General features: G+C 76.2%; 4 protein-coding genes and 2 pseudogenes. 1 reads left to right on the top strand and 5 read right to left on the bottom strand.

Going from position 1 to position 7,471, the window contains the following annotated elements; all coding sequences use genetic code 11:
* The 5 genes and pseudogenes from V6U77_RS29340 to V6U77_RS29320 all read right to left on the bottom strand — a co-directional run.
* A pseudogene (locus tag V6U77_RS29340) lies at positions 1-648 on the bottom strand (transglutaminase domain-containing protein); the annotation flags it as partial.
* A 128-nt stretch (positions 649-776) separates the two neighbouring features.
* On the bottom strand, positions 777-1,940 hold the full coding sequence (locus V6U77_RS29335) for a DUF58 domain-containing protein (protein ID WP_334609989.1): 1,164 nt from the start codon (positions 1,938-1,940) through the stop codon (positions 777-779).
* Positions 1,941-1,958: 18 nt separating this feature from the next.
* On the bottom strand, positions 1,959-2,954 hold the full coding sequence (locus tag V6U77_RS29330) for an AAA family ATPase (RefSeq protein ID WP_334609988.1): 996 nt from the start codon (positions 2,952-2,954) through the stop codon (positions 1,959-1,961).
* A 27-nt stretch (positions 2,955-2,981) separates the two neighbouring features.
* Positions 2,982-5,609 (bottom strand): fibronectin type III domain-containing protein, encoded by a 2,628-nt coding sequence (locus V6U77_RS29325; RefSeq protein ID WP_442934538.1) that lies wholly within the window; start codon positions 5,607-5,609, stop codon positions 2,982-2,984.
* 156 nt (positions 5,610-5,765) lie between these two features.
* Complete coding sequence (locus V6U77_RS29320; RefSeq protein ID WP_334609987.1) at positions 5,766-6,554, bottom strand: fibronectin type III domain-containing protein; 789 nt, start codon at positions 6,552-6,554, stop codon at positions 5,766-5,768.
* A gap of 100 nt (positions 6,555-6,654) precedes the next feature.
* Here V6U77_RS29320 and V6U77_RS29315 point away from each other — a divergent pair.
* Positions 6,655-7,471: pseudogene (locus V6U77_RS29315) on the top strand (hypothetical protein); the annotation flags it as partial.

The following is a 7,471-nucleotide window of genomic DNA, read 5'->3' as shown; positions in this document are numbered from 1 at the left end:
CCGGGCCCGGACGGCGGCGCGGACGGCCGGCGCCAGCCCGGCGGTCGCGTCGGCGCCCGCGGGGCCGCGCGCCGGCACCGCCAGGCCCAGCACCGCCACGGCCACGAGGGCCAGCGTCGGCCCGATCGCGGGATCGGCGTTCGGACCGACCACGTAGAGCGCGGCGGCGTAGAGCAGCACCGGCGGCAGGTAACCGAGCAGCACCCGGCCCGCCCGCATCGCCACCTCCGCCCCGGCGAGACCCGCCAGCCACGCGGCGACCAGCGGCACGAGCACCGTGTCGGGGGTCGGCTCCACCGGGATCATCGCCGTCAGCAGCCGGGGGATGCCGTTCGCGGCGGCGTCGGCGGTCACCTCGGCCAGGCCCCCGGGCAGCTCGGCCCGGGTCGCCGTGAGCCGCAGCGACCAGGCCGTCCAGCCGGCCATCGCGAGCACCGAGACGGGTGCGACCAGCCACGAGGGCAGCCGGCGGGCGGCCACGCTGACCAGCACCGAGCCGGCCGCCGCCCCGAGCACGAGCCAGGTGAGCAGCGGGCCGGCGTAGACCCGGCCGAGCACCGCGCCGGCCAGGCCGATCATCGCGACCAGCGCCAGCGGCACCGCGACCGCCCGCAGCGCCCTGCCCAGCGCCCGCGCCGCCCCGGCCACCCCACCGCCACCGCTCGGCCCTGCGGCGTCGACCGATCCGCCGCCGATCCCGGACGGGCCGGCGGTGTCCGTCGCGACGCCGCCGGTGCTCCGCCCTGCCGGACCATCGGGAACGCCGCCGGCCACCGTCACCACCCGCGCACCCCGTCCCACCCGGCGGCGAACGCCGCCCCGTCCGCAGCGTCGATCACCACCAGGCCGGCCGCGCCCGACGGCGCCGGCTCCGTTGCCCCGAAGACCCCCACCACCACCGACGGGTACGCGGCCCGCAGCGCGCCCACCGCCCCCAGGTCGTCGCGGCCCCCCGGCCCGGTGAGGAACACCAGCGTGTCGCCGAGTCGCTCCCGCCGCAGCCGTGCGGTGACGGGCTGAAGCCGGCCCTCGTCGGCGAGTCCCGCCGCCGCGAGCCGGTCCAGCGGCCCGTGCGCCGCCGCGTCGCCGCCGGCCGTCGCGAGGCCGGCCGGCTCCGGCTCGACCAGCAGCAGCACCACCGGCAGACCCTCGCGGTACGCGGCGACCAGCACCGAGGCGGCGGCCTCGCACGCCGACTCGAACGACTCCGCCACCCCGTCGAGGCGGTGCGGGTGCGCGGCCGTCCGGTTGTCCAGCAGCACCACGATCCGCGGCAGGCTGGTGTCCACGTTCTCCCGCACCATCAGCTCGCCCACCCGCGCGCTGGTGCGCCAGTGCACCCGGCGCAGCTCGTCACCGACCACGTACTCGCGCAGGGAGTCGAAGGTGATCGCCCCGTGCGGCACCTTGTCCACCCGACCGTCCAGGCTGCGCCCCGCCCCCGTGGGCACCGCGTTGAGCGGATGCGCGCGCGGGTGCACCCAGACCGGCACCGTGCCGCCGTACGGGCGGGCCAGCGCCACCAGCCCCAGCGGGTCGCGCCGGGTCACCCGCAGCGGCCCCACCCGCACCACCCCCCGGCGGGAGGTCGGCACCTCGTAGCGGACCGTGGTGTCCCGGCCCGGCCGCAACCGCAGCAGCGGCACCGGGACCGCCCGATCCCCGCACCGGTCCTCGGCCACCAGGCTCGCCGCCCGCAGCCGCCCGGCGTTGCGCACCGTCAGGGTCATCGCCGCGGGCTCGCCCCGCGCCACCCGGTCCGGGTCCGCGCTGCGGGTCACCTCCAGGCGGGGCCGCCAGGCCGCGGTCAGCACGGCGTAGCCCACGGCGATGCCGGCCGCCGCCCCGAGCAGCGTCAACTCCGGGTACGCGAAGCGGAAGCCGACGCCCAGCAGCACGACGGCGGCGACGAGCAGCCCGACACACCGGGCGGTGAGCACGGACACCGGCGTCGCCGGTCAGCCCTGGACCGGGGCCGGCTGGCCCGAGGGAAGCGGCACCGGCACCGAGGCGATCGCCTGGCGCAGCACCTCGGCGGCGGTCACCCCGCGCACCTGCGCGTCGGGCGTGAGCAGCAGCCGGTGCGCGAAGACCGGCTCGGCCAGCGTCTTCAGGTCCTCCGGCATGATCCAGCCCCGCCCGTCGATCAGCGCGTACGCGCACGCCGCCCTGGTCAGCGCGATCACGCCCCGGGGGCTGACGCCGACGCGCACCTGCGGGTGGTTGCGGGTGGCCGCGGCCAGCCGCACCGCGTACGCGTAGAGCGGCTCGGCGATGTGCACCCGGCGGGCCATGCGGACCATCTCCCCGACGGTGGCCGTGTCGGTGACCGCCGTCAGCGCCTCGGGGGAGCGGACCGTGGCACCGCGCAGCACCTCCACCTCGACCGCCTCGTCGGGGTAGCCGACGGAGAGCTTCACCAGGAACCGGTCGAGCTGGGCCTCGGGCAGCCGGTAGGTGCCGTCCATCTCCACCGGGTTCTGGGTGGCCACCACCAGGAACGGCTGCGGCACCGGGTGCCGGACCCCGTCGACGGTGACGGTGCGCTCCTCCATCACCTCCAGCAGCGCCGACTGGGTCTTCGGCGACGCCCGGTTGATCTCGTCGGCGATGACGATGTTGGCGAACACCGGCCCCGGATGGAACTCGAAGCCCCGGGTGGCCTGGTTGAAGATCGTCACTCCGGACACGTCGGAGGGCAACAGGTCGGGGGTGAACTGGATGCGCCGCCACTGCCCCTTCACCGTCGCCGCGACGGCTCGGGCCAGGGTGGTCTTGCCGACCCCGGGCACGTCCTCCAGCAGCACGTGCCCCTGGGCGAAGAGCGCGGTCAGCGCGAGCCGTACCACCTGGGGCTTGCCCAGCACCACCGCGTTGACGTTCTCGGCCAGCCGGGCGGCGAGGGCGGCGAAGCCCTGCACCTCCGGCTGGGTGAGCGGTTCTGGGGTGTTCACGGCGGTGGTGCTCCTTGCCTGGATGGGTCAGCAGGTGGGCAGGTCCTTGATGTCGTCGCCGCCCTCCAGGTTGAGCCAGGCCCAGGGGATGTAGTTGCGTCCCTTGTAGTCGACCTGCACCCACCAGGTGCTCTGCTTCTGGTCGTTGTAGATCCAGGAGTCGACGTTCTCGCCCGACTTCTTGCAGTACGCCTTGAGTCGGGTGCCGGGCTTCGCCCAGCCGACCTGCCGGTCGTTGTCCTGGCGGGGCACCGAGAAGATCTCGTTGCCGTTGCGGCCGTCGACGTCCTTGTCACAGTACGTCCGCTGGTCGTCGTCCGGCCCGTTGCGGCAGGTCGCGATGCCGTAGAGGGCGCCGGTGGCCTGGGCGCGGGTGGCGGTGCCCTTGCCGGCGGCGTTGCTCGCCGTCACCGTGAACGTGTACTTCGTGCCGGGCGTCAGCCCCGTCATCGTGATGCTGGAGCAGCTCCCGGCCTTCGCCGGCTTGCCGTTGGTGCTCAGCGAGCAGGTCGCCTTGCCGCCGCCGGCGTCCACGGTGAACGTCACCGTCGCCGAGGTGGCGTTCGCCGAGGAGCCGGTGACGGTCACGCGGGGCTCGGCCACCGTACGGGCCGTGGTGCTGGCCTCCGGACCGGGGCCGGCCTCGTTGACCGCGCGCACCTTCACGGTGACGTTCCGGCCGTTGCCCAGCCCGTCCACGGTGGCCCGGGTCTCGGTCACCTCGCTGCTGCGCCCGCCCACGTCCACGAGGTACTTCGTCACCGGCCGGCCGTTCGCCCCGGCCGGGGCCCAGCGCAGCGCGACGGCGCCCGGCCGGTCGGCCACCGTGGTCGCGCTCAGCTCGGCCGGGCGCTCCGGTGCCGCGTACGGCACGACGGTGTTGCTCACCGGCGAGGCCGCCGAGCCGGCGCCCCGGCCGTTGACCGCGACCACCGTGAACGCGTACTGCGTGCCGTACTCCAGCTCGCCCGCCGGCACCACCAGCTCGGTCCGGCGGGACTCACCGGCGGGGGCGTTGGTGCCCGCCGACGTGGCCGTGACGACGTACTTCGCGATGGTGTTGCCCTGCCCGTTCGCGGCGGGCCACTTCACCAGCACCGTGCCGTCGGGGCGTTCCTGGGCGGTGACGGCGGCCGGCGGGTCCGGCACGGCGGCCGTGGGCGTCACCGGGTTGCTGGTGCGGGCGGGACCGTCGCCCTTCGCGTTGACCGCGTGCACCGAGAACCGGTACGTCTCGCCGTTGCTCAGGCCCTTGATCTCCACGGCCCGCTGGTTGGCGCCCACCTGCACGCGCTGGCCGGCGCCCTGCACCACGTACCGGACGATCTCCGCCCCGTTGGCCGGGGCCGGCCGCCAGCTCACCCGGGCCTGCGCGTTGCCGGCGGCGGCCGTGACGCCGCGCGGCGCGCCCGGCTTGCCCACCTCGGGCTTCTTCGGCGGGGGCGGCGGCGGGGGAGCCGGCGGCGGGTCGCCGCCGAGCACGTCGTTGGCGTACTTGTCGACCTCGCGGACCTGGTGCCGGTCGTCGACGACCTGTGCCTTTGCCGAGTCGGGGGCGTTGATGAACAGGTGGTTCTCCCGCACCTCCAACTCCAGTGGCCCGGTGCCCCGGCCCCGGATGGTGTCGACGAGCTGCCCGCCGGAGTCGAACGCGTAGACCGTGCCGGACGCCTCGTCGGCGCAGTAGTAGCGGCCCGCCCACGCCACGGCCGGGCTGAGCTTGTCGCCGGTGCCCGGCACGGTGAACGCCCGTACGGCGCCGTCGTCGTCGACCACGTGCACCCGCCGCTCGCCGGGCACCGTCACGGGCACGTCCGGCCCGTTGGTGCGCGCCGGCAGCGCGCCCGGCGCGGCCATCGTCAACGGCGTGGTGCGCACCTTGCCGCGCCGCACGGTCACCAGCGCCCCGGCCGTACGGTCGAGCACCGCGACGCCGTCGTCCAGGGTGGAGACCACCAGCTCGTGGCTGGCGTCCGCGACGTCGTACGTCTCGACCTTCTTCGGGCTGAGCCCGGCCCCGGCGGGGGCCGCCGACGCGGGCGCCGACGGCAGCGGCGCGGCCGTGATCGCCGAGACGGTGCCCTCGCTGGGCACCGCGATCCACAATCGTCCCTTGCCGTCGAAGGACCCGCCGGTGATGCCCGGGGGGTAGCGCACCGGCTCGCCGACCGGGCTCAGCGACCGCGGGTCGAGCTGACGGACGACGCCCTGCACGGCGTCGACGACGAACGCGGCGTCCTCGTGCAGGGCGACGTTGACGCCCAGCCCCGGCGTCGTGCGGGTGGTGGCGGTGATCTGGAGGGTGGCCAGGTCCAGCGAGCTGACCTGACCCGTGTTCAGGTCCCGTAGGACCAGCAGCCGGTCGGTCTGGGTGACCTGCACCGGGTGTCGGCGGGCGCCCGGCACACCGACCCGGGTGTCGACGCGCGCGGTGATGCCGTTGACGCGGGCCAGCTCGCTGCGCGCGGCGCTCCACAGCCAGGAACTCGCGTCGTGGCTCGCCACCGCGTTGTCGGCCGCGCCGAGCCCGTGGACGGTGAGCCCCATGGCGGCCAGCAGCGCGGCCACCGTCGCGATGGTGACGACCCCGCCACGCATCCGGCGGGGCCGGGGACGCGGGGAGCCGGGGTTCCCGGCATCATCGATGGTGGCCACTACCGGCTGCCTCCCGTGTCGTCCCTGGCAGGTGGCGCGCCATGTCCGGCGACCCTCCCCTGAGCCGGCTGCCATCATATGGCCCGGTCGGGGGCGGGGGAACCCGCACCGTCTCCCTGTGGACACCGAGCGTGTGCGCCACGCCGCTGTGGACGGTCAGCTCGACGGCGTGTCGCCCTCCCGTTCGGTGCAGACCTGCGCGGAGGTGGCGAAGGAGTCCGTCGAGTAGACCGCGAGCACGGTGAAGCAGTAGTCCACCCGCGAGTTCAGCCCGTTGACCGTGTAGCTGGTCCGACCCGGGTCCACCGTGGCCATGATGCCCAGCGCCTGCCCGACCCGGCCGCCGGCCACCATGAACGGCACCCCGCCACCCGCCGGGTCCGTCCAGTTCAGGGTGACCGTCGCCGAATCGTCCTTCAGCGTCAGCCCGCCCGGCGGGGGACCGGCTGCCGACGACGCGGCAGCCGCGGGCGTCGCGGGACCCGCCGGCGGCGCCGCGTCGCGGTTGAGCACCAGCACGCCCACGCCGACGAGCGCCGCGACGGCCAGGACCGCGACGACCACCGCGACGATGATCGCCGTGCGGTTCCGGCCGCCCTCCTCGGGCTCCGGCATCATCGGGTACGCCGGCGGCGGCGGGAAGGCCGGCGCCTGCTGCTGCACGGGGTGCTCGGCCGTCGGCCGCGCCCGTACGGGCTGCGCCTTCATCGGGAACGTCTCGTCGATGTCGAGGTACGCCGGCGGCAGGTCGTCGATTCGCTCCCGTTCCGGCTCCGCCTGCTGCGTCTCCTCCCGCTGCCGTTGCGACTCCGCCCGCTCCAGCTCCTCCTCGACGTCCGGCTGCTCGGGGTCGCTGTCGGCGTCGGTCGTCGCGCCCGTGAGTGCCTGCGGGGGAGCCGTGCTGCTCCACGGCGGCGCGGACATGCTCCACGGTGGCGCGCTCACCGGCGGCTGGTCCCCGGGCGGCGCGCTGAACTGCCGCGGAAGAGCGGGCGGCGCGCTGACCGGCGGGTTGTTCGTCGGGGGCGCGGGCGGTGCACCGACCGTGGGCGTCGCCGGCGCGCTGACGGGCGCGGCATGTGCCGATGCCGGTGGGGTGTCGGGCGGCGCCTCGGACGACCGGGCGGGACTGACCGGAGCGTCGGGCCCGGCGGCGGCGCGAGCGATCTCCTCGGCGAGCAGCGGTTCGATCTGCTTGACCTGGATGGTCGGCCTGGCCCATCCGGGTGCCGGCCCCGCCGGGCGCTCCGGCACCTCCGGTGGTGCCTCCGCCTGCGACGTCGGGACCTCCGCCTGCGACGTCGGGGCGGCCGTCTGCGAGGTCGGGACCTTTGCCTGCGACGTCGGGGCGGGCGCCTCCGGCGCGGATGCGCGCGAGGTCTCGACGCTCGGCCGTACTGGCGCCGACGGCTGGACGTCGGCTGCGGCAGGCTCGGCAGTGGGCGCGCCGGAGGATGAGGCGACGCTGGTCGTACCGGTGGGGGGCGGTTCGGCTGCGGGCGCCGCCGTCGTCCCGGCCGGCGTGGTGCCCGAGCGGGGGGCAGCTTCGGACGCGGCCCTCCCCGCCGACGGGCCGGCGGTCGAGGCTGCCTCGTCGGCGGCGCGGTGTCGCGGCGCGACGGCGGGTGTCGTCGCGGGTACCGCAGCTCTCGCCTGCGCCGGCGGCTCTGCGGCGGCCAGGGGAGAAGCGGGTGGCCTCGGTGCGGGCGGCACGGTCTGCGCGGGCGGCACGGTTGGTGCGGGCGGCTCCGGCGCGGCGACGACGGGGGCGGCGGCCGCGTGGCGCGGGGGCGGCGGAGCGGACGGGGCCGCGGGCGGCGTCACGGCAGGCGGGGACGACACCGGGGCCGCCGTCGCCGGCG

Origin of the sequence: Micromonospora sp. CPCC 205546, assembly GCF_036902715.1 — a bacterium.
Classification (GTDB): domain Bacteria; phylum Actinomycetota; class Actinomycetes; order Mycobacteriales; family Micromonosporaceae; genus Micromonospora.
The sequence above is the reverse complement of the archived record's forward strand: the minus strand, read 5'-3'. Positions and strand labels throughout refer to the sequence as shown.